The 26,147-nt window shown below is 70.7% G+C and carries 16 protein-coding genes, 1 tRNA gene and 1 pseudogene; 10 read left to right on the top strand and 8 right to left on the bottom strand.

The window, feature by feature from the left end:
* Positions 1 to 27 precede the first annotated feature (27 nt).
* Together ACZ49J_RS07705 and ACZ49J_RS07700 are read right to left on the bottom strand one after the other, a co-directional pair.
* Positions 28 to 3,996 (bottom strand): glycoside hydrolase family 2 TIM barrel-domain containing protein, encoded by a 3,969-nt coding sequence (locus ACZ49J_RS07705; RefSeq protein WP_467446595.1) that lies wholly within the window; start codon positions 3,994 to 3,996, stop codon positions 28 to 30.
* A 276-nt stretch (positions 3,997 to 4,272) separates the two neighbouring features.
* Positions 4,273 to 4,944, bottom strand: a complete 672-nt coding sequence (locus ACZ49J_RS07700; protein WP_467446594.1) for a helix-turn-helix transcriptional regulator — start codon at positions 4,942 to 4,944, stop codon at positions 4,273 to 4,275.
* A gap of 124 nt (positions 4,945 to 5,068) precedes the next feature.
* Here ACZ49J_RS07700 and ACZ49J_RS07695 point away from each other — a divergent pair, with 124 nt between their 5' ends.
* Positions 5,069 to 5,509, top strand: coding sequence for a hypothetical protein (locus ACZ49J_RS07695; protein ID WP_467446592.1), 441 nt, complete (start codon positions 5,069 to 5,071; stop codon positions 5,507 to 5,509).
* Positions 5,510 to 5,524: 15 nt separating this feature from the next.
* Here ACZ49J_RS07695 and ACZ49J_RS07690 read toward each other — a convergent pair whose 3' ends face one another.
* Complete coding sequence (locus ACZ49J_RS07690) at positions 5,525 to 5,662, bottom strand: hypothetical protein (protein ID WP_467446591.1); 138 nt, start codon at positions 5,660 to 5,662, stop codon at positions 5,525 to 5,527.
* Between the two features lie 255 nt (positions 5,663 to 5,917).
* Between ACZ49J_RS07690 and ACZ49J_RS07685 the strand changes: the two genes are divergently transcribed.
* From ACZ49J_RS07685 to ACZ49J_RS07655, 7 genes are all read left to right on the top strand, one after another.
* Positions 5,918 to 6,706 carry an Fpg/Nei family DNA glycosylase gene (locus ACZ49J_RS07685; RefSeq protein WP_467446589.1) on the top strand — a complete coding sequence of 263 codons (789 nt, stop codon included), beginning with the start codon at positions 5,918 to 5,920 and terminating at the stop codon, positions 6,704 to 6,706.
* A gap of 430 nt (positions 6,707 to 7,136) precedes the next feature.
* Positions 7,137 to 8,648 carry an SDR family oxidoreductase gene (locus tag ACZ49J_RS07680; protein ID WP_467446588.1) on the top strand — a complete coding sequence of 504 codons (1,512 nt, stop codon included), beginning with the start codon at positions 7,137 to 7,139 and terminating at the stop codon, positions 8,646 to 8,648.
* 24 nt (positions 8,649 to 8,672) lie between these two features.
* The gene (locus tag ACZ49J_RS07675; protein ID WP_467446586.1) at positions 8,673 to 9,983 is read left to right on the top strand and encodes a cryptochrome/photolyase family protein; all 1,311 of its coding nucleotides are present in this window, start codon (positions 8,673 to 8,675) and stop codon (positions 9,981 to 9,983) included.
* Between the two features lie 252 nt (positions 9,984 to 10,235).
* Positions 10,236 to 12,494, top strand: a complete 2,259-nt coding sequence (locus tag ACZ49J_RS07670) for a hypothetical protein (RefSeq protein WP_467446585.1) — start codon at positions 10,236 to 10,238, stop codon at positions 12,492 to 12,494.
* A gap of 5 nt (positions 12,495 to 12,499) precedes the next feature.
* Positions 12,500 to 14,119, top strand: a complete 1,620-nt coding sequence (locus ACZ49J_RS07665; RefSeq protein WP_467446584.1) for an ABC transporter substrate-binding protein — start codon at positions 12,500 to 12,502, stop codon at positions 14,117 to 14,119.
* Between the two features lie 95 nt (positions 14,120 to 14,214).
* Positions 14,215 to 14,631 (top strand): hypothetical protein, encoded by a 417-nt coding sequence (locus tag ACZ49J_RS07660; RefSeq protein ID WP_467446583.1) that lies wholly within the window; start codon positions 14,215 to 14,217, stop codon positions 14,629 to 14,631.
* Between the two features lie 128 nt (positions 14,632 to 14,759).
* Positions 14,760 to 15,107, top strand: coding sequence for a DUF1330 domain-containing protein (locus ACZ49J_RS07655; RefSeq protein WP_467446582.1), 348 nt, complete (start codon positions 14,760 to 14,762; stop codon positions 15,105 to 15,107).
* A 501-nt stretch (positions 15,108 to 15,608) separates the two neighbouring features.
* Here ACZ49J_RS07655 and ACZ49J_RS07650 read toward each other — a convergent pair.
* The 3 genes from ACZ49J_RS07650 to ACZ49J_RS07640 form a co-directional block, all read right to left on the bottom strand.
* Positions 15,609 to 17,030, bottom strand: a complete 1,422-nt coding sequence (locus ACZ49J_RS07650; RefSeq protein WP_467446581.1) for an ATP-binding protein — start codon at positions 17,028 to 17,030, stop codon at positions 15,609 to 15,611.
* A gap of 61 nt (positions 17,031 to 17,091) precedes the next feature.
* A complete protein-coding gene (locus ACZ49J_RS07645; RefSeq protein ID WP_467446579.1) occupies positions 17,092 to 19,527 on the bottom strand; it encodes a helicase C-terminal domain-containing protein in 2,436 nt (811 codons plus the stop codon).
* Between the two features lie 321 nt (positions 19,528 to 19,848).
* The gene (locus tag ACZ49J_RS07640) at positions 19,849 to 20,694 is read right to left on the bottom strand and encodes a MerR family transcriptional regulator (protein WP_467446578.1); all 846 of its coding nucleotides are present in this window, start codon (positions 20,692 to 20,694) and stop codon (positions 19,849 to 19,851) included.
* Positions 20,695 to 21,584: 890 nt separating this feature from the next.
* Between ACZ49J_RS07640 and ACZ49J_RS07635 the strand changes: the two genes are divergently transcribed.
* Entirely contained in the window at positions 21,585 to 22,409 is an 825-nt protein-coding gene (locus ACZ49J_RS07635) for an IS5 family transposase (protein WP_467446577.1), read from the top strand.
* Between the two features lie 52 nt (positions 22,410 to 22,461).
* A pseudogene (locus ACZ49J_RS07630) lies at positions 22,462 to 22,811 on the top strand (tyrosine-type recombinase/integrase); the annotation flags it as partial.
* A 30-nt stretch (positions 22,812 to 22,841) separates the two neighbouring features.
* Here ACZ49J_RS07630 and ACZ49J_RS07625 read toward each other — a convergent pair.
* Together ACZ49J_RS07625 and ACZ49J_RS07620 are read right to left on the bottom strand one after the other, a co-directional pair.
* Entirely contained in the window at positions 22,842 to 25,430 is a 2,589-nt protein-coding gene (locus ACZ49J_RS07625; protein WP_467446575.1) for a SpoIIE family protein phosphatase, read from the bottom strand.
* Between the two features lie 603 nt (positions 25,431 to 26,033).
* Positions 26,034 to 26,121 (bottom strand) — tRNA-Ser (locus ACZ49J_RS07620).
* Positions 26,122 to 26,147 lie beyond the last annotated feature (26 nt).

The raw sequence follows: 26,147 nt of genomic DNA, 5'->3' as shown, positions 1-26,147 counted from the left end.
GACGGGCACCATCCCCTCACAGCACAGCTAGTCGGCGAAGTCCCCGGCCGTGGGCCGTCGCGAGGCCCTCATCGCCTCGTCGACGTCGGTCAGGGGGCGGAGCCGGTAGGTGTACGCGTAGTCGCGGTTCGCGAAGAGCTTGTACTCGTCGTGGGTGTGGGCGCCCCAGCTGTTGTCGCCGCCGACGCCCATCTGCCGGTGGCTGACGCGCAGGACGACCTCGTCGCGGGGCGTGAGCTGGTAGTCGTGGCGCACCCCGCACGACAGGTCCTCCGGGGTGACGTGCGAGGCGTTGACCTCCAGCAGCGGTTCACCGGAGACGAGCAGGCCCGAGCCGCCGCGGTCGGTGAGGGCGATCCAGCGGACGTCGGTCTTGTTGCCGTTCTCCTGGGGGCGGATGTAGGGGGTCCACTGGCCGGAGACGGTTCCGGAGTACACGCCCACGTCCGTGCCGTCGTTGCGGTCCCAGTGGTTCTCCTCGGGGCCGCGGCCGTAGTAGCGCAGCCGCTCGAAACGCCCCGGCAGGAACAGCAGCGTGCCGACCTCCGGGATGTACGGCAGGGACGCGGCGCCCGGGTGCAGGGTGTTGTCGACCTTGATCTCGCCGTTGCCGAACACCGTGTACGTGGTGGTGTAGGTGGACTCCACGGTCGTCGGCAGCGTGCCGCTGACCTTGATCTCCACGGCCTTGTCCCGCAGGGCGCGCACGCCCACCGCCGTCACCTTCCGCCGGGCGCCCGCGTCGCGCCAGGTCCGGTTGCGGGTGTGCTGGCCGTTGCCGAGGTCGTTGTCGGTGGGCGCCCGCCAGAAGTTGGGCGCGGGCCCGGAGGTGATGAGCCGTGTGCCCCGGGCCTCGTACGAGGTGATGACGCCGCTGCTCTTGTCGACGGTGACGGAGAAGCCCTTCCCCTTCACCGTGACGGACTCCTCGCCGTCCTCGTGGCGGAGTGCCGGGACGCTCTCCAGCGGTACGGGCTTCACGGCCGGGCTGCCGGCGTCGACAGGCAGCTGCTGCTTGGCGACCTCGAAGCCGGCCCTCGCCCACGGGGCGGATTCCCTGGTGGTGAAGGACAGCTGGAGGAAGTACTCGGTGCCCGGAGCCGGATCGTCCGGCAGTCTCACCGGCACCGTGACGTCCTTGCTGCTGAGCGGCGGGACGTCCAGTTGGGAGCGGCTCAGCCTGCCGCGCCGGACGGCCTTCCCGTCGGCGACGAGGGACCAGTGGCCGTCGAACTCGCGGAGGTTGGTGAACAGGTACTCGTTGGTGAGGGTGACCGCCGCTCCCCGGGCGCCGGGAGTGAGCGAGTCGCCGGAGGCGGGTGCCACGCCCACGGCCTGGTAGATCTGCTTGACCTCGGCGGCCTTGCCCGTGTGCGCGCGGTCGGCGGTGACGATGCCGTCCGCGACGAAGGCCCCGTCGTTGGGGAGGTCGCCCCAGTCGCCGCCGTACGCGAAGAAGGTCTTCTCGCGGGGCCGCTTCTCGGTGACCTCCACGGTGGCCGCGTCGAACCAGAACCGTACGCCCTCGTCACCGGGACCGCGGCTGTCGGAGGCCAGTTCCCCCGGCTTGAGCGCACGGGCGTACACGCGTGCCCGGCGGATCGTGCCGCTGAACTCCCGGGTGTGGTTGTCCACGTCGACGGCGAGGGCGAAGGGCGCGGTGTTGCTGCTGGGCTTGCGCGAGGTGGTCCTGGTGGCCTTCACCGCACCGTCGACGTGGAGGGTCAGCGTGCCGGCGTCCGCGTCGAAGACACCGGCGATGTGGTGCTCGCTGCCGGTCCAGCCGTCCGGGAGGGCCCAGCTCGCGGTGACCCACTGGCCCTCGCCGTGGATGAAGAACTCCAGGGTTTTGCTCGTCTGCTTGAGGGCGTACTGGGTGTCACCCTTGGCGAGGATGGGCTGGTGGCCTCCGGTCACGTGCGGGGTGACCCATGCCTCCAGCGTGAGTGAGCCGGTGAGGTCGAGGCCGGGGTCCCGCTCGAAGACGGTGCCCCCGGAGACTCCCTTGGCGCGGTCGAAGGAGCCGCTGGAGGCGAGCAGCTCACCGCGCACCCCCCGCGGCCCGGTCTCGGTGAACAGCTTGCGCACGGGGGTGGGCCAGCTGAGCGACTGGTCGGCGAAGTCCCAGATCCAGCCGCCCTGGAGGACGTCGTAACGGCGGACGAGGTCCCAGTACTTCCTGAAGTTGCCGGTCGAGTTCCCCATCGAGTGGGAGTACTCGATCATGACGTACGGCCGGGTGTCGGTGGTGTCCTTCGCCCGCTGTTCGACGCGGGCGGGGCTGTCGTACATCTCCGAGCGGATGTCGCTGATCGCGGGCCGGTCGTCGCCCTCGTACTGGATGACGCGTGTCGGGTCGTAGGACTTGATCCAGTCGTGCATGGCGACGAACGTGCTGCCGCCCCCGGCCTCGTTCCCGAGCGACCAGATCACCACGGAGGCGTGGTTCTTGTCGCGGTGGACCATGGCCTGCGCCCGGGCCACGCAGGCCTTGGTCCAGTCGGCGTGGTCGCCGGGGTACTTGTCGCGGATGCCGTGCGTCTCCAGGTTCGTCTCGTCGACGAGGTACAGGCCGTACTCGTCGGCGAGTTCGTACCACAGCGGGTTGTTGGGATAGTGCGAGGTGCGGACGGTGTTCATGTTCATCCGCTTGATGACCTCGATGTCCTTGACCATGTGCGCACGGGTCAGCGACATGCCGACGTCGGGGTGCATCTCGTGCCGGTTCGTGCCGCGGAAGGACACGGGCTTGCCGTTGATCCGCATCAGCCCGTCCCTGAGCGCGAACTCGCGCAGCCCGACCCGGTGCGAGAGGGTCTCGATCACCTTGCCGGCCGGGTCGCGCAGCCGCAGCACGGCGGTGTAGAGGTTCGGATGCTCGGCCGACCAGAGCCTGGGGGAGGGCACGGCCCTGCTCGCCCGGACGGTCACGTCCTCACCGGCGGGCGAGGACGCGAGGTCGACGGCCTGCTGCAGCGGCCTGGGCCACACGGCGTGGCCGCGGGAGTCGTACAGCTGGGTCTCGACGGAGTACCGGCCCTCGTTCCGCTCCCCATCCCCGTAAGAGCGCACACTCGCGGTCACGGACAGCTCAGCGGCCTTGTAGTCGTCGCTCAGCGGGGTGTCCAGCTTGAAGTCGCGCAGGTGGACCTCGGGCGTGGAGTAGAGGTAGACCGAGCGGAAGATCCCGCTCAGCCGGATCATGTCCTGGTCCTCCATCCAGTCCCCGTCGGAGTAGCGGTACACCTCCACGGCGATCTGGTTGGTCCCGGACTTCAGGTACCGGGTGATGTCGTACTCGGCGGGGGCGAACGAGTCCTCGGAGTACCCCACCAACTCCCCGTTGATCCAGACGTAGTGGGCGGACTTGACCCCTTCGAAGTGCAGGAACGTCCGCCGCCCCGCCCAGCCGCGCGGCACCGTGAAGGTCCGCCGGTACTGCCCCACCGGGTTGTAGCGCGTCGGTGCCGCCGGCGGCTGCGCCTCCTCGCCGAGCCCGTTGGGTCCCCACCACGGGTAGGTGATGTTGACGTAGATCGGGAAGTCGTGGCCGTGCAGCTGCCAGGCGGAGGGGACGGGGATGGTGTCCCAGTCGCTGTCGTCGACGTCGGTGCGGTGGAAGTCGGCGTCGCGGTCGTCGGGCCGGTCCGCGTACGCGAACTTCCACTTCCCGTCGAGGCTCAGCCGGTACGGGGAGCGCGTGCGGTCACCGTCCAGCGCCTGTTTGACGTCCGCGTACGGCATGAGGGTGGTGTGGGGTGGCTGGGTGCCGACCTGGAAGAGGTCGATGTGGCCGTTCCACTCCGGGGTGCCGTCCGCCGCGGCGCGGGTGCCGGCCGGGAGCGCCGACGCGGGCGACGGGGCCAGGGCGAGCGCACCGAGGACGGCGGCTCCGCCCTCCAGCAGACGCCGGCGGCTGACCACCGGCCGAGGGAGGGGAGACACGTGCGAGCTGGGCTGGCTGTGCGAGGTGTGCGAGTCGTGCGGGTGCGGCATGACCGTGGCCTTCCTCGGTACGACGGCGCGCCGCACGGGCTGAGGCGAGCGGGAGCAACGGAGCCGGCAGGGCTCAACTGGCGGGGCTCAACTCGCCGTGCGGGGCGGAAGTTGATGTCGAGTCAGATCGCAACTGGTGAGAGGGGAACAACTGTTGAGCACTGAGCGAGCTCACCCTAGGACTTCGAACAGAACCCGAGCAATGTCTCCGTCGGACTTTGTTCGGTTCTGGTGGGCGGGTGTTCCGCAGGTCGAACACGCGCTCCGCCCGGGGCGTCAGGCCGTCGGCTCCAGTCGGACGCAGCACCGGCCGGGTGCGGGGGCGAGGCGCGCTTCGAGGTCGCTCTCGTGGAGGCCGTGCAGCATGCCGCGCAGCAGGTGGAGGTTCATGCCGCACACCGTGTCCGTGTGCTCGCGGGCCAGTGCGTGGAAGGGGCAGTTGGCCAGGACGACGGCGTCGCCCTCACGGCACGGTTCGAACCCGTACCGCTCCAGCAGTTCGAAGGTGTCCGCGTCGTTTTGCCCGGCGAGCTGCTCGCCCAGTTCCCCGGCCTTGCGGTGCAGTACGTCCCGTACGCGCTCGCCGGTCGCGTCGGACTCCTCCACGGCCTGGGCGAGCAGCCGTCCGGCCAGTTCGTAGCGCCGGTCGGGGAGGTTCACGGCGACCTGCTTCGGTGAGCGCCGGTACAGCTTGGCCGGCCTGCCCGCGCCCGGGCCGGTGCGCCCGCTGCGGCGCTCGTAGACCACGTCGAGCAGCTCCGCGTCGGCCAGCCGGTCCAGGTGGAAGGCCGCCGTCTGGCGCGCCAGGCCCAGGGCCGCGGCCGCCTCGTCGCGGCTGACCGGGTCGGGCCGGCGCACGACGTGGTCGTACAGCCGCCGGCGGGTCGGCTCGTCGAGGGCGGCGACGGCGGAGACGTCGGTGTCGTGTGGCTGCTTCGGGTCGCTCACGCACCCCAGTCTAAAACCCACTCTTCTTGACTAAAGAACCGATGCGCGCTTCTATCGTTAATAGAAGTTGTTGATAGAGCCTCGTCCTCACAGAAGCTCAGGGACACCGACAGGAGGAGTGGTCATGACTTCCACGACCACCACCACGACCACCACACCCGCCAACCGCCGGTCACGGCTCGCCGACCCCGGCTACCAGGCCTTCCTGATCCTGCGCACCGGGTTCACGGTGGCGCCGATCCTGTTCGGGCTCGACAAGTTCGCCAACCTGCTCGTGGACTGGCCCGTCTACCTCGCGCCCTGGATCGACGACATCGTTCCGGGCAGCGCCCAGACAGCCATGTACGCGGTGGGCGCGATCGAGATCGTGGCAGGACTCGTCGTCGCCGTGGCCCCGCGCTTCGGCGGCTGGCTGGTCGCCGCCTGGCTGGGCGGCATCATCGTCAACCTGCTGTCCATCCCCGGCTACTACGACATCGCGCTGCGTGACTTCGGTCTGCTCCTCGGCGCGGTCGCCCTCGCCCGGCTGGCCCGGCGTTACCGGGACGAGCGGCGGTGGTCGTGAGGCCCGGGCGAGGGCTCAGGCCGCGGCCGAGTGGCCCTGCCTCGACCTCATCAACGGCTGGACACGCGTGCCGAAGTCGTCGATGCCTTCGAGGAAGTCGTCGAACACCAGCATGATCCCCTTGGTGCCGGCGACCGCCAAGGGCAAGTGCATCCGGACCGAGCAGGCACTGCACGGCTCGGACAGCCGAGGGGACCGGCCGTCCGACGCCCTGGAGCTGATGTTCCTGGGCGCGGACGGCTTCGACGGGGACCTGGACGCGCTGTCCTTCGAGCACGAGGAACCGGGCACGAAGAACCGTAGGGACGTGCGCAGGAGCCGGACAGGGCCCGGCGAGAGGGATCGCGCCGGGGAGGCCACCATGGACCTGTGGGTTCCCGCCCGGTCCGTGACGGAAGGACGGCCTCCATGCCCGAGCTGCCAGACGTCGAGGGATTCCGGAAGGCGCTCGGGGCCTGCGCGAAGGGCCGGGCCATCGAGCACGTCGCCGTACGTGACACGGGTGTGCTGCACGGCGTGAGCGCACGGCGGCTGCGTGACGCGCTGGTGGGCCGCCGCTTCACCGAGCCGGAGCGGCACGGGAAGTGGCTGCTCGCCCGCACCGACGGCCCCACGCTCCTGCTGCACTTCGGGATGACCGGCAGTCTGGTGTGCGGCTCTCCCGACGACCCGGTCGAGGCCCACGACCGCGTCCTGTTCACCCTGAGCGGCGGGCGCCGGCTCGGCTACCGCGACCAGCGCAAGCTCCGGGGCCTCTGGCTCGCCCACGACGACTCCGAGGTCGCGCGGCTGCTGGACGACCAGGGGCCCGACGCGCTGGCGGTGGACCGCGCGGAGTTCACGGCCGCGCTCTGCGCACGCCGCGGCCGGGTCAAGACGGTCCTCACCGACCAGGCCGTCCTGGCCGGACTCGGCAACCTGCTGGCCGACGAGATCCTGTGGCGCGCGAGGCTGCGCCCCACCCTCCCCGCGAACGATCTCACCGAGCCCGACCGCCGCCGCCTCTACACCCAGATGCGCCGCACCCTGCGCTCGGCGGTCGCCGCGGGCTGCGTCCCGCCCCGCGACTCCTGGCTGACCGGCCACCGCGACGACCCCGACCCGGCCTGCCCGCGCTGCGACACCCCCCTGCGCCGCTCCCGCGTCGCGGGCCGCGGCACGGTGTGGTGCCCACGCTGCCAGCCGGAGGGTTCGTGACGTGACCGGAGGGTTCGTGACGTGACCGGAGGGTTCGTGACGTGACCGGAGGGTTCGTGACGTGACCGGAGGGTTCGTGACGTGACCGGAAGGTTCGTGACGTGACCGGAGGGTTCGTGACGTGACCGGAAGGTTCGTGGAGTGACCAGATGGTTGCTGACGTGAGCGGATGTATGGCTGATGTGACCGGACGGCCCTGGCGCGGGCGAAGGCCCGACCGCGTCCCGATCGGGTTGCGCGCCCCGGCCCCCCGCCCAAGCATGGGCTGAGAGGTCCGCGTCAGCGCCCGCCTCTTCGCGCCCGCCCGTCAGCGCCCGCCCGGGAGAGACATGGACGTTCGCCTGGCCCGGTCCCGCGGGCCCCGTCGGACACGGAGTCCGCAGGTGGCCCGGGGCCGCGGCCGCCACCGGACACGGTGTCCGGAGCCGATATGACCGGGGACGGCCGGCCGCTGCGGTGTCTGGTCACCGGGGCCACGGGTTACCTGGGCGGCAGGCTGGTGCCCGAGCTGCTGGCCGCCGGGCATTCCGTGCGCTGCCTGGCGCGCTCCCCGGGCAGGCTGCGCGACCACCCGTGGGCCGGGCGGGCGGAGGCCGTGCGCGGTGACGTGACGGACGAGGCGTCCGTGCGCGCCGCGATGGAGGGCATGGACGTCGCGTACTACCTGGTGCACGCGCTGGGCACCGGGCGGGGCTTCGAGGAGACCGACCGGCGCGCCGCCAGGATCTTCGGCGAGCAGGCGCGCGCCGCGGGAGTCCGGCGGATCGTCTACCTCGGCGGGCTGACCCCCTCCGGAGTGCCCGAGCACACCCTGTCGCCCCATCTGCGCTCCCGCGCCGAAGTGGGCCGCGTCCTCCTGGCCTCGGGCGTGCCCACCGCCGTCCTGCGGGCCGCCGTGATCATCGGCTCGGGCTCGGCCTCGTTCGAGATGCTGCGGTACCTGACCGAACGGCTCCCCGTGATGGTCACCCCGAGCTGGGTGCGCGTCCGCATCCAGCCGATCGCCGTGCGGGACGTGCTCCGCCTGCTCGTGGGATGCGCGCGGCTGCCGTACGACGTGAACCGCGCCTTCGACATCGGCGGGCCGGACATCGTCACGTACGAGGACATGATGCGGCGGTACGCGGCCGTCGCCGGGCTGCGGAGGCGGGTCATCCTGCCCGTGCCGCTGCTCACCCCCCGGCTGTCCAGCCTCTGGGTGGGTCTGGTCACCCCGGTGCCGGGCGCCCTCGCGCGCCCGCTCGTCGAGTCCCTGAAGCACGAGGTGGTCGCCACCGAGCGGGACATCGTCCGGTACGTGCCGGACCCGCCGGAGGGACCGGTCACCCTCGACCGGGCGATCCGGCTGGCGCTGCGGCGCGTCCAGGACGCGGACGTGGCCACCAGATGGTCCTCGGCCTCCACTCCCCGCGCCCCCAGCGATCCCCTGCCCACCGACCCCGACTGGGCGGGCGGAAGCCTCTACACCGATCACCGTGAACGCACGGTCGCGGCGTCGCCGCAGGCACTGTGGCGGGTGGTGGAGGCGATCGGCGGCGAGAACGGCTGGTACTCCTCGCCGCTCGCCTGGTCCCTGAGGGGCTGGCTGGACACGCTGGTGGGCGGCGTGGGCCTGCGCAGGGGCCGCCGGGACGCCACCCGGCTGCGGATCGGCGACAGCCTGGACTTCTGGCGGGTCGAGGAGATCGAACCGGGCCGGCTGCTCCGGCTGCGCGCGGAGATGCGGCTGCCGGGCCTGGCCTGGCTGGAGATGACCGTCGACCAGGACCCGCGCGGGCGCACGGTGTACCGGCAGCGGGCCCTGTTCCACCCACGCGGCCTGGCCGGACACGCGTACTGGTGGGGCGTGGCGCCCTTCCACGCCACGGTGTTCGGCGGCATGGCCCGCAACATCGCCACCGCGGCGGAGACGGCGGTTCCGGACCCGGCCCGTACGGACTGAGGGGCACTGAGGAGGCGAGGAAGGGTGAGTGTGTCGGTCGCCCTGTTCACCCAGGACCTGCGGGTGCACGACAACCCCGTGCTGTGGGCCGCCCTGAAGGAAGCCGAACGCGTGGTCCCCCTCTTCGTCGTCGACACCGGCATCCGCCGCACCGGCTTCGTCGTACCGAACCGGGCGGCGTTCCTCGCCGACAGCCTGGCCGACCTCGACGCGGCCCTGCGCGCCCGGGGCGGCCGGCTGGTGGTGCGCGCGGGCGACGTGGTCGAGGAGACCTGCCGGGTCGCGGCGGAGACCGGGGCCCGGGCGGTGCACCTCGCGGGCGGGGTGAGCCGGTACGCGGCGCGGCGCGAGACCCGGCTGCGCGCGCGGCTGTCGGGCGACGGACGCGTCCTGCACGTCCACGACGCCTCGGTCACCGCCGTCCCCCCAGGGGCGCTGACACCCGCGGGCAAGGACCACTTCGCGGTCTTCACCCCGTACTTCCGCCGCTGGGAGGGCTTCGCCGTACGTCACGTCCTGCCGGCACCGGACACCGTACGGGTGCCGGACGTCCGCTCGGCCGGCCTGCCGAGCGCGCGGTCCCTCGCGCCGGGGCCCCCGTCGCCGGGCCTGCCCGCGGGCGGGGAGACCGAGGCCCGCCGCAGGCTGCGCTGCTGGCTCTCCGGCCCGCTCGCCGACTACGAGGACCGGCAGGACGACCTGGCCGCCGACGCGACCTCCCGGCTCTCCCCGTACCTGCACTTCGGCTGCCTCTCACCGGCCGAACTGCTGGACCGGTCCCGCGCACAGGACAACCCCGGGGCACGCGCCTTCGTCCGCCAACTGGCCTGGCGGGACTTCCATTACCAGGTCCTGTCGGCCCGCCCCGACGCCGCCCGTCACGACTACCGCCCCCACCACGACCGCTGGCGCCACGTCACGAAGGAGATCGACGCCTGGCGCGAGGGCCGCACGGGCTACCCCGTCGTCGACGCGGCCATGCGGCAGCTGAGCCACGAGGGCTGGATGCCCGGCCGCGCCCGGCTGCTCACGGCGAGCTTCCTCACCAAGACGCTGTACGTGGACTGGCGGGTGGGAGCCCGCCACTTCCTGGACCTCCTCGTGGACGGCGACATCGCCAACAACCAGCTCAACTGGCAGTGGGCCGCCGGCACCGGCACGGACACCCGCCCGAACCGCGTCCTCAACCCGCTGGCCCAGGCCCGCCGCCACGACCCCCACGGGCAGTACGTACGCCGCTGGCTTCCCGACGCCGCCGGTACGGGCCACCCGGCCCCGATCGTGGACCTCGCGGAGGCGGCCGCCCGGTTCCAGCGCGCGCGGGAGTCCGGCTGAGGCCACCCTCGCGCGCGGGAGTCCGGGGGCCCGGGGGCCCGGCTGAGGCGGTCCGGGCCGACCCGACGACCGGAACCGAGCGAGCCCGTCGCCGTGGCGCGCCAGGGTCCGGCCGCACTCACCGCCCCCCAACTCCCTCTTCACGTCAGCATCGTTGTCCGACCAGATGGGTTCGTGTTCCACTGATTCTTTTCTGGCACATCGGTCACCGGTCATCCGTCCCCGGGCGGACGAGCGATACGTGGGGGGTCCGTGTGTGAAGACCTGGGGTTCGAGAAACTCCTCAGCGAGGACGGCTTCTTCGCGCGTCTGTTCGCGCGATCACCGTCGGGCGCCGGCCGCGAGCCGCTGTACGGCCCCGACCTTCCCGTGGTGCTGCTCACCGGCGGCCCGGGCATGGGCAAGGGCCGGCTGCTGCGTGCGGTGCGGGACCGTTTCGCCACCAAGGTGCCCGTCATCCACCTGGACTGCGGCTCACCGGTGTACGGGGACCGGGCCCAGCCGGAGCCGGGCGCCCGCTCGGAGGCGACCGAGGTCCTGGTCGAGGTCGCCCGGCGGCTGAGCACCTGGCAGGGGACGGGCGGCTCGTTCGCCTTCCCGCGCCTCTTCGCGGGCCTCGCGCTGATCGCCACCGGCGTCGCGGAGGGCACCCCCGAGGCGGTCGCCACAGAGGTCGAACGGTACGAGGAGCTCCCCCAGAAACAGCGCCTGCCCGGCCTGAGGACGGGCGACTTCTGGCGGGGCGTACTCCGCGGAACGATCCGGAACCTGATGACGACCCTGTCCGGGCAGGCACTCGACCCGTACTCGGCGGCGGTGAGCAACGCGCTGCTGGACGCCCTGTTCGAACGCCTCGCGCCCCGGGGCAGGGCGGAACTGGAGCGGATCTACGGCGCGTATCCCGGCGCGGCCGGCCAGCCCCTGCACGGGCTGCGCATCCTCGCCGCCGACTTCCAGGCCGGAGGCGAGGACCGCGAGCTCGCGGAGAGCTTCCTCTTCCGGGCGCTGCGCGAGGACCTGGAGGCCGCGTATGCCTCGCTGTCCGGCTACATGCGCCGGGTCGGCCGGCCAGGACTGCTGCTGGACCACGCCGAGTCGCCCCTGGGGGAGCGGCTGCTGCGCGCCGTCCTCACCGACCGCCGGGGCGGTCAGCGCGACCGCGTGGTGGTCGTGGGCACGGCCCGCCGCGCGGACGGCGGCGCCTTCCTGCACGGCGGTCTGCCGCCGCTGGCGCCCCCGGCGGAGTTCCGGCCCGCCGACGGCGGCCCTCCCGCGTGGACCCGGCCCATGGACGCGGCGGCGGGCCTGCCGACGCTGGCCGACGGGGTGCTCCTGCTGCGCATGCCCCTTCTCACCGGCGACCAGATCCGCCGGGAGACCGAGCGAAGACAGGGGCGCACGGAGCCCGAGGGCGGCATGAACCGCCGCCGTGTCGACGCCGCCGTGGCACGGCTGAGCGGCGGGCGACCGCACACCGTGATCCGGCTGGCCGCCGCTGCCGCCGCGTTCCGCATGCCGGCGGACGCCAATGACCGGGACATCCTGGACGCCCCCTTACGACTCTCCGGGGACGGCGCGTCCGACCAGCGACCGGTGGCGGACATCCTGCTGAGGGAGCTGGTCCTGGACCAGATGCCGGTGCGGCTGCCGGAAGAGCACCACGACCAGTGGCTCGATCTGCTCACCCATCTGTCGGTGGCGCACGACGAGGAGTGCGCGGGCGTCCTGCTCAGCCACCACCAGTCGGGCCGCGTCCACCATCTGACGGCACACCACGTCTCCCAGCTGCTCGTCGACACCGGGTGGCCCAGCTGCGAGCGGCACTTCATCGGGGACTTCGGGTTGCGCCAGCTGCTGGTGCACCGGCTGTACGGGCTGCGCCCCGACGGCGCCGCCTGGTACGCCGACCACCACCTGCTTCGGGACCACTACGCGGGCCGCGCGGCGGAGGGCGACGGGACGCCGGGCGGCGGGAACGTGCGGGGCGGCGAGGGGGCGCCGGGCGGCGGGAGTGTGCCGGACGGCGTGGCGTCGCCGGGCGGCGACGGGGCCCCGGGCGGCGAGGCGTTCCGCTCGGTCACGGCGCACCGGATGAACCACCACCTGGTGTCCGGCGGTGTGGGCGACGTGGTCCGCCATCTGGCCGCCACCCTGCCCGGCCGCCCCCGCGAGTGGTGCGCGGAGCTGCTGGAGATCGCCCAGGCGCCGTATCCCGGCGGGGCGGACGCCCGGCGGGAGCGCGCCCAGGGCCTGACGACCCCGCGCGGACCGGCACTGCGCCGCACCGTCGACCAGCTGCTGCACGCGGTGTGGCTGTGCGAGGAGCGGACCAGGCCGACCGGCAGGGAGACGGCCCGCACCCTGGCCAAGCTGCTGGACCTCCTCTCGATCATGGAGTTCGACGGCGCGGGACAACTCAGCAGGACGGCCACGGAATGGAGCGGCCTGGCGGAGAACGAGCAGCCGTTGCTGCGCTGCACCTGTACCCAACAGCTCGGGCGACGGAGGTAACGGGGATGCCCAGATGGAAGAAGTTCCTCTACGCGCTGCTGGGCGCGGGCGCCGCGGTGGCGTGCGTCCTCCTCCTCACCTCCGTCCTCCAGAAACCGGACACCTGCGCCGACGGCATCGAGCGGATCGACGGCGAGTGCGTCGGCGTCAACGGCGACGGCTACGACTTCGGCACCCCCGAGATCCGCGACGTCTCCCGGGCCATCGCACGCGAGAACAAGAGGATCGAGGACCAGCCGTACGTCACGGTGGCGATGATGCTGCCGCTCCAGTCGGACAGACCGGCGCTGCGCCGGCAGATGCGCAGTGACCTCCAGGGCGCCTATCTGGGCCAGCGGCAGGCCAACGAGGGCGAGGGCGAACCGCCGAAGATCCGGCTGGTGCTGGCCAACCCCGGGCGGAACTACGGGCATCAGGCGAAGGTCGTCGACACCCTCCTGCGGATGGCCTCCTCACCCGAGGACCGGCTGCGCGCGGTCACCGGCTTCAACCTCAGCCTCGACGCCACCGAGGCGGCCGTCAAACGCCTGACCGAACACAAGGTCCCGGTGCTCGCCTCCCGGATCAGCGGGGACCGGATCGCGAACGAGGACGCCGCGGACGGGATGGCGAAGCTGCGCTTCCCCGGCCTGGCCCGGATCATCGCCACCAACCACGACGCGGCCCAGGCACTGGCCAACTTCAACGGTGAACGGGGCCGGCAGAACCTGAGAACCGTGCTGGTCTACGACAAGCGCCCCGACGCCTACACCGAGTCGCTGGCGAAGGCGTTCAGCGGGATCGAGGAGCAGGGCCCGCCCGGCCCCGCCGCGATGTCCTTCGAGTCCCCGGCGATCGACGAGCCGGGCTCGACCGGCAACCAGTTCACGCAGACGGCCAACAACATCTGCGACTCCGAGGCCGACACCGTCTACTTCGCGGGACGCACCCTGCACCTGCGGATCTTCGCGCTCAAGCTCGCCCAGGTGGGATGCAAGGACCGGCACTACACCATCGTCAGCGGTTCGGACGCGGCCTCACTGCGGCAGATCATGACGGAGAAGGACTGGGCGCGGCTGCGCGGCGAGGACGGCCTCGCGAAGGTGACGGTGCAGTACGCCGCCCCCGCCCACCCGGACGCCTGGAGCACCGAGCTGGCTCGTTGGAGCAGGAAGTGGGAGACGGACCACAACCGCAAACCCACTGATCAGGAACTCCCCCAGTACCTCACGGAACCCCAGCAGGCCCTGGAGACCCTGAGGAACCGGATCCGCACCACGCGCGGCGAGGGCACGAACCTCGGCTCCGTCCCCAACCTGGAGGACTCCCGGACGATGCTCGTGTACGACGGCCTCGTCACCATCGGCAAGGCCCTGCACCAGGCGCAGAGGGGCGGCGCCGAGGCGGTGCCCGGCCGTGAGGACGTGGGCAGGCAGTGGTCCCTGCTCCATTCCCGCCACCGGGTACCCGGCACGAGCGGCCTGATATGCCTGACCAGCGGCGGGAACGCGTACGACAAGCCGGCCGCGGTCGTCGAACTCGACCCCGGCCGGGAGGGCTCCGGCAAGCTGAAGTTCGTCGGCCTGGGCTGGCCCACGGGCCGGGAACAGCCGAAGAACTGCGTGATCCCCAGCAGCACTCCCTGAAGGCGGGGAGCACAGGTACTCAGGGCTCATGTACTCGGATGAAGCTGAGTACATGAGCTCTGTCCGTCCACGGGCCGGGCCGGAAGGCTTGAACCATGAGCCAAGGACTTGTGAACCCCGGTCACCGGCCCGGTCGAGAGCTGCTGTCGACCCTCGCGCTGGCCGCGGTGACGCTGACGATGTGGGCTGCCTGGCTGGGCTGGGACCAGCAGCGTGACGTGCAGCCCGACGGTACGACGACCGGCCCGTACGAGGCGTGGCAGGTGATCGGACTGGTGCTGACCCTTCTCGTCCCGGTGTACTGGGCGGCGTCCCGGCGCTACATGGCGGCCGGTGTACTCGGCACCACCGCCGGCCTCACCGCCGCCGCGTACTACGACTGGTCCGACGACGCCAGCGGCCTCTTCGTGATCGGCGTGGGAATGGTCATGCTGGGGAGCCTCGCCGCGACCGCCGTCGCCACCGGCGTGATCGCCTCCGTGCGAGGAGACGGACGACGAGCCGGAGCCTGACGGCGGCGCCCGCCGTGCTCCCCGACGGCGACCGGGGTCGATTACCCGTGAGGTAATCGACCCCGCCGCACCGCCGTGCGACGCTCTCGGCATACGGAGCTCGACCGACCGGGAAGGACACCGACACCATGCCCGCGTACGCCATAGCCCACCTGCAGGACGCCGCCCCGCACCCGGAGATCGCCGAGTACATCGAGCGCATCCCCGCCACCTTCGAGCCGTACGGCGGCCGCTTCCTCGTGCACGTCACCCCGCACGAGGTGAAGGAGGGCAGCTGGCCCGGGAGCGTCGTGATGATCGGCTTCCCCGGCATCGCCGAGGCGCGTGCCTGGTGGGACTCCCCCGCCTACCAGGAGATCGCCCCGCTGCGCTCCCGCCACATCAAGGGCGACATCATCCTGGTCGAAGGCGTCCCCGAGGGCTACGACCCGGCGACCACCGCGAAGGCGATGCGCGAGTCACTGGCTGCGGAGTAGCCCTGGGCCCGTCTCCAGCCGCTCTGCGTCAAGGCTGAGCAGCCGGGCAGCCAGTGTTGATCCGCTGGGCTCACTGATGGGGAACACCTCGCCGTCGAAGAGCACGATGGGTCCGCAACGGCGCCGCCACACACAGGATTCAAGGATGGCGGACGGACAACGCCGATGAGGTCACACGAAAGTCGTCCTTCCCGACCTCGGGAACCTTGAGGAGCGAGAGTACCCAGTCCCAGCGCTGCTCGGTGGTTCTGCCGTCGTATGCCTCGACCAGCGCCATCGGAGAGGTGACCATCTCGGCTCGCCCAGTTCGGCGGCTGCGGAGGATACGAGATTCGAACTCGTGAGGGGTTGCCCCCAACACGCTTTCCACCTGTTCGCCTGAGGGTTCGGGATTGATCAGCGGGGTCCTGACCTGCGACGGAATGCGGCTGACGGCAGGCGGTGGACGGTGCTGAACAGCAGTGAATGCAACCGGAACTGCAACCAGGGATCAGTTCCTGCTCACGCCCTGCGCCAGGCGCTGAGCAGTTCCTCGGGGCCGTACACCGCCTGAAGGCCGGAACAACCGATCCCGCTGCGGGAGACCGCCACGAGTGGCACCGGCTCGTCGGTGATCGCTGCCCGGTGCTTCTGCAGCGCGGCCAGGTCGTGGTTGTCGAACGCGGAGTTCTCCAGCCACTTGACCGAGCCGAGAAAGAGCAACTGCTTGGCCACCGGCTGCCGGTCGGCGCCCACCAAGTCGATCTCGACGTCGTTGCTTCGGGTCCAGTACCCGCCGATCGCCGGGGCGGCGGGCAGGAGCCCGTCCGGCAGGAGGCGGGCGAGGGATTCCCGGACCAGGGGCTCGATCGCGCGGCCACGCCAGCTCGTCCACTGCTCCTTGATCCGGCTCAGTGTGAGGTCTCCCCGCATCCGTTCGATCTCCGCCATGTGCGGATCCAGGAACGCGAGCCAGAACCGCAGGTAGGGGTCGGCCACTCGGTAGCGACGTTCCTTCGAGGGTCGCAGTGAGAGGGGCAGCTCGGCGGCCACGACCCGTTTCTCGGTCAGGACGTCAGTGGCCCGGGTGAGTGTGGTGTGGGCGATGCCGCCGGCCGCGCGCGCGATGTTGGTGAAGGTTCGCTCCCCGGATCCGATGGCACGCAGGACCTCCCTGCTCATCGCCTGTGGTGGGAACTCCGCAGCCAGAGAGCGCTCGGCGGAGACCAGCAGCGCCGAGATCGGGTTGTCCAGCGAGTCGCCGAGAAACTCCCAGACATCCGCTCCGGCCCGCCACTCGGCGCAGATCAGGGGGAGACCCCCCGTGATCAGAGCGGCGTCGAACGCGGCTGCCGGTGACAGGCCGAGCATCTCGCCGATGTCAGCAGGGTTCAGCGGTCCCACGATCATTTCCCGGCCCCGCTGGTGGAAGGGGCGGTCGTAGCTGTTCAGGGCCTCCATCATCGACAGATCGGATCCGACCAGGAGGAGAAGCACGGGTTTGCGGCTGAGCAGCCGGTCCCATGCCCGCTGAAGCATCCCCTCGAAGGCGTCGATGCGGTCCATGAGATACGGAACCTCGTCGATGACGACGACGCTGGGGGTGTCGTCGGGCAGGACCTCCGCAAGGAGTCTGAATGCTGCGTTCCACTGATCGGGGGTCTCCTCCGCGAACAACCCCCGCTCCGGCAGAGTGGACCTGGCAACGGTGTCGAGCAGCTCCGACAACTCGTCTTCCGCCGTGCCGCCCGCAGCGGTGAAAAAGAGGTACGGAGTCTCGGTCCGCCGGAGGAACTCCTCGACGAGGCTGGACTTGCCCACCCGCCGTCTCCCCCGCATGAGGACGCACTGCCCCGGCTTCGCCGACCCGACGGCATCCTGCACCGCCTGCAAAGCGTTGCCGAGCACGCGCAGCTCACGGTCCCGCCCGATGAAGCGACGCATCTCAACCCCCCGACGGAGATAGTATCGGCAGGGATAGTATCTCCATCGATACCATCTTCTCTCACTCGGGCATGTAGCTCACGACGCTGTGGACGCGGGAGAGGGTGAAAACGCGCTCGTCGTCTCGCAGGTGGCACCAGGCTTCGAGGTAGGGCGGGTCGAGCATGAGGCGGCTGAGGGTGCGCACCGTCCTGTTCCCCGAGGCGGCGACGTACTCGACGGTGATGGGTTCACCGGTATCAATGGCATGGGCGAGCTGACGGACGTCGCTGTACGGCAGCTGCTTCGCCCACCCTGCGACGATCTCCTCGGTGTCCGTGGCGAAGGCCGCTCCTCCGTCGAACGGCGCGGGTTCGGGAGGCGTCGGCGGAGCCTTCAGCAGCCGGGCTGCCAAGCTGCCCGGCTCTGCCGCGGAGGCTGTCTTCGCCACGCCTGTGGCAGCGATCCGGCCACTGCCTCCTGCGCCCGTGCGGCGCGGAACCGGCACAGGAGCGGCGGCCCGCTGAAGCCGGGTCTTCTCGATCCGTGCCGTGCCCTCGGCGGTCTCGGCGACGGGGGCGTATCCCTCGGCCCGGAGTGCGGCGACAGTCGTGTCGAGCGGGCTGCGGCTGACCAGCACCGTCGGCGCCAGCTGCCGTAGCCCGAGCTTGGCGAGCTTGCGGTGGGCAGCGAGTTCCGCCAAGAGCGCGGGCTCGTCGCCGTGGAGGACGCAGGCGGCGGGGGCGACGCGCACGCGCCCGTGGCCACGTGCGGTGTCGGTGATCAGGTACGACAGAGGCTGCGGCAGGGGCCCGGCTGCGACAGCGGCCAGGTCGGCGGCGATGGCGTCGGGGACACGGCCGGCATCCAGTGCCCGGCGGATGCTGTCGGAGCTGAACCGCCACACCGATGCCGTGCCGCTGGTCTCCCGGTCGGCGACGGAGTCCAGCAGGGAGGCCAGCCGCGCGGACGGTGCGCCGGTGACGACGGCGGTGAGGTCGGCGCCGATCCGTGCCGTCGCGGTGGCCGAGGGCAGCAGCCGCCGGCACTCGGTTCCCAGCCCCTCCGTGTCGCCGGCGCGCAGGTGGATGCCGAAGGCGGACAGGGCACCGCGAGCGAGTACGCCGAGGATTTCGGCCTCACGGATCACGATGGCGAACGGTGCCCCGTCCGGGGGCGACGGGTGGGCGAGCGGGCGGTGCCAGGTGATCAGGGGCCCCAGATCCGACGTGACCGCCGTGCCCTGCCCTGCCGGAAGCTGTGCGACTGCGTCCAACAACCCGTGGCGAGCCTGCACACAGCCATTGCAGGGCGGTGCTCCCGCGAGAGCGGGAAGCGTCTTGTTGTCCTCGTCACGCGCCTGGGTCGGGGTGAGAGGCAGGTTCCGCCATGCCTGAAGCAGCACGGCGAACTGGTCCGGGGGTTCCTGTTGCGTCCAGGTGTCATACGCGTCGGTGGGCGCCACGCGATCGCCGTCCCGCCCCAGGAGCCCGGCAGCGTAAGCGGTCTCGAGAGCAAGGCGCACGACGGCGTCATCGGCCTGGGCGGCCTTGCCGATCCGGGCCAGTTCACGCGCACCGATCCCGCCGGACTTCAGCCGGGCCGGCGCGGCCGCAGAGCACGCCGACAGGACCGAAGCGGCGTGCGAAGCGAACACCGTGGCCGCGGCGGACGCCTCGCGGTCCACCTCTGCCGGGGTGACAGACACCAATCGCGCCGTAGGCGGTACGGGCTCGAACGGAGCGTGCCAGCCCGGCCCGCGCAGCGCGAGCGCCACCTCGGCCGGCATACGGGCCGGACCGTAGCCGTGACGGTCCTGGACCAGGAGGCCCCGGTCCAGCGCCCATCGCTCGCCCGGATCGAGGCTGCGGCCGGTAGTGCGGAACACGATGAACTGTGGCTGCCCTTGCTCACCCTCCGCTCGGCGTTCGAGTAGCTTCCGGGCCGCCGCAGGGGCTCTGGCAACCACAGAGACAACCTGTTCCGCGTCGCTGTGGTGTTCCACCAGTGCGGCCAGTCGCTGCGGCTTGGTGCGCGGCGGCTTGACGCCCAGTGCCGCCAGCATGCCGCGCAGCTCGTCGGAGGTCGCGCCCGTGAGCAGCTGCTCCAACGGAGCGTCCAGTCCCAAGGGCGCGTCCCACGCCTGCCGCAACGGCCCGGCCATGCGGAGCGTCCCCGCGCCGTCCGGCCAGACCAGAGCATGATCGGCCAGCACTTCCAGCACGGCGTCCAGTGCGCGAGTGGCTTCCCCGTCCGACGCCCCCAACAGCTCCGCCAGGGCTTCGCGCGACGCGGGCGCACCCAGCGCCGCCAGCGCCTCGGCCACCTGCAGATGCGGCAGCGCGAGCCGCGGCAGGGACAGGGCCACCGATCCGGGGCGCTGAAGACGGTCCGCCAGCTCCCCCACCGAGCGCGGCTCCGGAGGGGACATGGCGTCCTCTCGCGCTCTGAGCACGCGTGCCAGACGAGAGCTGTCGAGGCTGCCCAGCCATGTCGCCAGCGTTGATCGGGACTTCACGCGGTATGCACCTCGTTGAGCCAGGGAGTGTCGCAGCGGGCCGGAGTCTCGGCGCCGGGTTCAAGAATGGCGTAACCCCGTGATCAGCGGGTGCCGCCTGGGGGCAGGTTCCTCCACTGATGGGGATTCTTGAAAACGGCCAGGGATGCTCCTCGGATCGCTCGCTCTGGTGTTCAACGAAGTGGGGAGTTTCAAGGAGCGTGGCCCGGGTCGTCGGCTTGGGTTTCCCGCTCGTGAGCGTGCCGGCCGTGTCGAGACGTCGAGACGCCGGCTTCGTGTCGGTGGCCGATCCGGGATCCTCGCGCACGGCCGCACCAGCGATCAGCTGCCGGCAGAGAGGTCCCCGTAAAGGAGCCGGCCCGTGAGTTCGATGCACCGCGTCCGGGCGGCGGAGAAGCCATAGGGCATCTTGGTTATCGCTTCGAAGGCACTCATCGGGGTGTCCTCCTCGTCGCCCGTCAGGTCGCCGTCGTAGATCTCGAAGAGCTTCTCCTCGGCCTCGTCCATTCCGGCCGCTTCCATGGCCTGTTCCAGGGCCTTGTGGTGGGCGCAGTGCTGCGCGGCGAGTTCCTCGACCTGCGGGTCGTGGGGGTCGACGGTGTCATCGAGGGCGGCGTCGGCCGCGTCGAGGCGGTCTGCCTCGGCCCGTAGGCCGGGATGGGTCGCCAGGGTGATGAACAGGCCGGCCCGAATTGCGGCGCCCAGCGGCCCGAAGATCCGTTCCGTGACCAGCAGGTCGTCCAGGTCGGAGGGGCGCAGTGCGCCCGGGGGCAGGTGGCTGAGCCGGTCCGTGACCAGCGGGGAGAGCAGGCCCAGTGGGCTGCCCACGGCTCGCAGGCGCTGGACTGCCGCGCGCTGACGCTTGATGTCGGCCTCCTGGGCGGCCAGGGTCTCCTCCAGTCGGCCCAGGACGTCCTCGACGTCACGGGCTTCGTCGAAAGCGGCCCGCATGTCGTCCAGGCTGATGCCGGCCTCGGACATCTTGCGGATCCACAGCAGGCGGACCATGTCGTCGTAGCCGTAGCGGCGGCGTCCGTCTCCGCCTCGCTCGGGCTCCGGCAGCAGACCGATCTGGTGGTAGTGACGAATGGCGCGCGGGGTGGTTCCGGCGAAGGCGGCGGCATCGCCGATCCTGACCTCGCGGGGAGGCGTGACGAAGGGGTACATCGCAGACAGGGCCTTTCGTGCTGTGGTGCCCTCGACGACACCACATGCCGCTACGGCATGTGCAACAACACACCACCCGGACCTGACGGGCTGTCGGGCGGCCCCTCGCCATCGGTGTCCCGTCCCAGCACAGGCCCGGAATGGGTGGGGAGATCCGTCGAGCGCGTCTGATGACACCCCGAGCAGGGGTCGGGAATCTTCAAGAAACCCCATCACCACCGGCGTGGGTTCGCCTCAACCGCGGACGTGACTCGGCGCGAGACGCCCGACCGGATCCCGTGCCCGGACTCCCCGCGCACCCCTGGACCACCTAGCCGAACCCCAGAAGGCGATGGATGCTGGGGTCCGCGACTGGGTTCCACATCGAGCCATCCATGCGGGAGCGTGCGTCTGACTGTTCGCCGAGATGTCCTGAGTACCTGCTGTAAACGCAACCAAAAAGGCAATCAATCCCACACCGAAGAGCCGAACCACATTCGTGGCTCGGCTCTTCGTTTCGCCTGTGCAGGCGGCTGCGGAGGATACGAGATTCGAACTCGGGACGTGTACGCGGGCGGGTCTCCCTTGAACGAGCATGAACGCTGCTGAATGAGAAGGAAACTGAGTGGGCGTTTGATTCGCTTTTCGGGATTTCTGGGATAGTTCTGGGCGGCCACGTGTGGGGGTCGGTCCGTCGATCTGCCGGAAAAACGGCTTATGCGGCAATGAGAAGACTGGCAATGCGCCGGATTCCTTACAAGAGCTCCCATCTCATTTAGAAACCACCCAGTTCATATGGGACCGCGAACCCGCGCCCCTGTGCACCGGACACCCCCGCACACGCCCTGCCCAGGCCGGACACCCCCGCACACGCCCTGCCCAGGCCGGCCGCCACCGCATACCCAGGCATCATGCAGTCCTCACGGCCCTACCCAAGCGACCTGTCCGATGCCCGCTGGGAACTCATCCGCCCCACCCTCGAAGCCTGGCGCCAGGCCCGCAACGGCATCCGCAAACCCACCCACGACCTGCGCACCCTGATCAACGCCATCCTCTATGTCGACCGTACCGGCATCCCCTGGCGCTACCTGCCCCACGACTTCCCGCCCCACCAGACCGTCTACGGCTACTTCGCCCACTGGGAAGCCGACGGCATCTTCGACCAGCTCACCGGCCTCTTACGCGGCAAGGTCCGCCAGGCCGAAGGCCGCACCAGCGAACCCACCGCCTGCCTGATCGACAGCCAGAGCATCAAAACCTCCGCCACCGTCCACCTGACCAGCCACGGAGTCGACCCGGCCAAGAAAATCATCGGACGCAAACGGCACATCGTCACCGACACCCTCGGCCTCCTGCTGGCCGTCGCCGTCACCGCCGCCAGCGTCCACGACTCCGCCGCCGGCACTCAGCTCCTCGGCCAGGTCCGCCGACGCCACCCCACCGTCACCAAAGCCTGGGCCGACAACGGCTACAAAACCAAAGCCGTCGAACATGCCGCCCAGCTCGGCATCGACCTGGAAATCGTCCAACGCGACCCCGCCGTCCGCGGCTTTCGCGTCCAACCCCGCCGCTGGGTCATCGAACGCACCCTCGGCTGGCTCATGAACCACCGCCGCCTGGCCCGCGACCATGAGACCCACCCCCACCGCTCAGCCGCAATGATCCAGCTCGCCGCCATCAACCTCATGACCCGCCGCCTCACCCATGAAGCCACCCCGAACTGGCGCTACAGCTAAGCCCAATGAAACGGACAAGCAAGAACCAAACGCTCACTCAGCACTGGGATTTGAGAACATCGCCAAACCGACCGTCAGCGAGAACACCTACGACGGCTACGAGGTCGCCGTTCGCGTCCACCTCGTGCCCGGTGTCGGCAAGCACCGCCTTGACCGCTTGCAGCCCGAACACCTGGAAAGTCTGTACCGCCGTATGCAGGCGAATGGGGAGCGCAAGGCGGGCACGGCTCATCAGGCCCACCGCACCGCCCGAACCGCGCTGGGGGAGGCTACGCGGCGAAGAACGCCGCCGCGCTGGCGAAACCGCCTCGGATGGAAGAAAACGAATTCGAGGTAGAGCCCTACTCCGTGGAAGAGGTTCAGTGCCTGTTGCTCGAAGCCAACAAGCGCCGGAACGGCTCCAGTCACGGCACCAGGTCTCCGGGTGGTCGGTTACGGCTGGGTGGGGAGAGGCAGCTCGGTCCAGATGCATTTGCCGTCGGGCGTGTAGCGGGTGCCCCAGCGCTCGGAGAGCGCGGCCACCAGCTGCAGGCCGCGTCCCCCTTCATCGGTGTCGGTGGCTCGGCGTATCCGGGGTGTGGTCGCACTGCCGTCGGAGACCTCGCAGACCAGGGTCCGGCTGTGCAGCAGACGCAGCCGCGCGGGGCCCTTTGCGTGCCGCACCACGTTGCCGACCAGTTCGCTGGCCAGTAGTTCGGCGGTCATCACCAGGTCGTCGAGCGCCCAGACACTGAGTTGTTCGCGGACATGGGCGCGGGCCACAGCGGCGGCCACCGGTCCGTCGGGCAGCTCCCAGCAGGCCACGGAGTCGGGAGACAGCCGGTGGGTACACGCAATGAGCAGCGCGGTGTCGTCCGCGGTCGGCTGCTCGGCGGGCAGGAGCGCGCCGGTGACGGCGTCGCACAGCTGCTCCAGCTGTGCTTGGCTGTCGCCCTCGGTGGTGGTTCGGCCGGGCTGTTCGGTGAGGACCTTGGCGAGTTCGGCCATGCCGCTGTCCAGGTCCCGGGAGGCGGACTCCACAAGACCGTCGGTGTAGAGCACGAGGCGGCTGCCCTCGGGCAGGCGGGTCCGCAGGCTGGTGAACGGAGGTTCGGCGGCGCCCAGGGGCGGGTCCGGCACCAGGTCGGAGAAGCTGACCGAGCCGTCGGGCAGGATGATGCCCGGCGGCGGATGGCCCGCCCGGGCTATGGAACAGTCGCCGGTGACGGAGTCGTAGACGGCGTACAGACAGGTCGCATAGAACTCGTCGCCCAGGTCGGTGCAGAGGTCGTTGAGGTGCGCGAGAATCTCGCTGGGCGGCAGATCCAGGTCGGCGAGGGTGTGTACGGCGGTACGCAGCCGCCCCATGGTCGCGGCCTCGGCCAGTCCGTGGCCCATGACATCGCCGATGACGAGAGCGACCCGGTCCGCGGACAGGGGGATGATGTCGTACCAGTCGCCGCCGACCTCGGTGCTGCTGGCGGGCAGGTAGCGGGCCGCCGTGGTCAGCGCGGGCGTCGAGGGCAGGGCGCGCGGGAGCAGAGCGCGCTGCAGGGTCTGGGCGCGGGCATGCTCGGTGTCGTACAACCGGGCCCGGGACAGGGCCTGGGCGAACATTCCGCTGAACGCGGTGAGCAGGTCCCGCTCATAGCGGGTGAAGCGGCGGGGCTCGTAGTAGGACAACACACAGCAGCCGACCGGGTGGCCCGAGGCGACCACCGGCAGGAACGCCCATGCCTGCTTGCCGGAGGTGCCCAGCAGGTGGGCCAGCCACGGATACCGCGCGGCCCACTCGGCCGGTGAACCGATGAACTGCGGCTTGCGGGTAAGGGCCACCTCCTCGACCGGCCCGCTGCCGCTGAGCGGCAGCTTCTCGAGGCTGCGGATGTGGTCCTCGGAGTACCCGACGGATCCGACCACGTCCAGTCGGCCGCCCTCCACCGCCTGCACCAGCAGCCCGGCCGACCCGAACCGCGGCATCACATGGTCGGCGAGGACATCGACGACGTCCTGCATCGTCACCGCCTCGGACAAGGCGATGGCCAGTGCGCCGATCGGACCCGCCTGGTCGGCGACATCCTGCCGCACGGCGTGAGCTCGTCTCCCGGCCTCGCGCCGCACGGCGCGCGCCCGGTTGTCGGTGACGTCGGTGAAGTACGCCGTCAGTCCTTCGGGATAAGGGGCCAGCCGCATGTGGTACCAGTGCCCGTCCGTCGGCCACCGGACGTCGACACCCACGGGTACGTTGTCCGCAGCGGCCTGACGGCACCGCTCCTCCAGGCCCGCCACCTGCCCTGCCGGGCCTTCCCACAGTCCCCGGCCCACGATGTCCTCGGCCCGGCCGAGGAGGTGTTCGGCCGGGCCATTGAGGAAGGTGATCAGCCAGTCCCGGTCGACCCCGAGGAAGGCATCGCCCATGTGCCTCATCGCGTCGCCGACGGCCTGCCGGGCGACTCGGCTTTTGGTGGTGTCCCAAACCGTGCCGACCACGTGTTCCGCTGCGCCGCGGTCGCCGGGTACCGGCCGGCCCCGGCTCTGCACCCAACGCGTGGTCCCGTCCGGCTGGCGGATTCGGTACTCCGCCTCGTAGATGTCACCGGTGTGCAGCGACTCCTCGACGGCGGCCATCACCTTTGGCAGGTCATCGGGGTGTACGAAGTCGGGCCAGCTCCCGATCCGGCGGACGCCTTTGCCGGACACGCCGAGCAGCCTGAGCCCAACTTCGTCCCAGAACATGTCTCCGGTGCGGATGCTCCACTGCCACGAACCGACCTCAACAGCGTCCCGCGCCATCCGGAGGTGGGAGCCGTCGGGCTGCGTGTGCCGCCATGGCAGGTCGTCCACTCCTTCGGGCGAGATATGCGTCATCACCCAACGGGCTGTCTCATCGAGGAACGCCCGCTGCTCGAGTGTCGGCTCGCCCTGCGCCGTCAGGACGGACAGCGTCCCCAGCTGTGCATCCGATCCGGCCAGCGGGACTGCCGCCACCATGGCGGCGAGCGGCTCCCCGTCCAGCGACCGGATGCCGCAGGAGGCGGGCATACACACGTACCTACCGTCACGGAGCGCGCTGGCGGGAGCACTCTGAGGGTCGTCCTCGGCGATCTCCGCCCACTCCTGGAGGGCTGGTCGGGGCAGTCCACTGACGGTCACCAAGCGCAGGCCCCGACTGCGTCCCGGCCCGCTAGACCAATGGACCATCCCCGCGAACCCGCCGAGTTCGGCCATCGCCTGGTCCGCAACACAGCACAACATCTCGCGGGCCGTGAGCCCGGCACAGACCGCACGGAGCGTATGAAGCCGCCCGCGCTGCGTGAACTCCGTGGTTTCCGAGTCCGCTGCTGCCCGATCTGTCATGCCACGTCGCCTCTGCTCTCGATGCGCGGCTCACATGCATCTATAAACGGGCAAAACGTCCATATAGCTAAACTACACCGGCCTCCTCGGGCCGACCGGTCTCGGCAGCAGCGCCTCCGCATCTTCGAAGCTCTCGCTGGCCGACCCCGGCTCTCATGCGCCGAACCGATCTGCCTCGGCTCGCATCACACCCGCTGTGGACAAAAACCAGGACAACGAGGGCTGAGGACAACGTCGAAGGGCCCCACCGTGAGGTGGGGCCCTTCGACATCGTGCCCGGTGAGGCACTGGCGGAGGATACGAGATTCGAACTCGTGAGGGGTTGCCCCCAACACGCTTTCCAAGCGTGCGCCCTAGGCCTCTAGGCGAATCCTCCGCCGGAAACATTACATGACGGCGGGG

It is taken from the genome of Streptomyces sp. NPDC030840, from assembly GCF_055572015.1.
The sequence above is the reverse complement of the archived record's forward strand: the minus strand, read 5'-3'. Positions and strand labels throughout refer to the sequence as shown.